Annotated in this window: 1 protein-coding gene; it reads left to right on the top strand. The window is 42.7% G+C overall.

Annotated elements, in window-relative coordinates; all coding sequences use genetic code 11:
• Positions 1-293: amidase family protein (locus AOA61_RS16685; protein WP_256583431.1), on the top strand; the 293-nt coding region annotated here is incomplete at both ends.

Genomic DNA, 293 nt, shown 5'->3' with positions numbered 1-293 from the left:
CTCCTCAATATGTGAGAGCACAGCAAGCCCGACGCAAATTAACCAATGCATTCAAAAAGGCTTTCGAAGATGTTGATGTATTAGTAGGACCAACTATTCCGATCTCCACTCCTCCTTTTCAAGATAATTTGGTAGCCCAAAACCTGGAGATAACAAAGCAATCCATGCCGTTTACCTCTCCTGCTAATCTAACAGGGACACCTAGTCTTGCAGTACCAATGGGAATAGATTCAAATGGACTCCCGGCAGGTATGCAGTTCATCGGTAAACACCTATCGGAAAAACTATTATTT

This window comes from Pseudomonas sp. 2995-1 (assembly GCF_002742505.1).
GTDB classification, from domain to species: Bacteria; Pseudomonadota; Gammaproteobacteria; order Pseudomonadales; family Pseudomonadaceae; genus Aquipseudomonas; species Aquipseudomonas sivasensis.
Note: the sequence above shows the minus strand (reverse complement) of the source record. Positions and strands in the feature narration are given on the sequence as shown.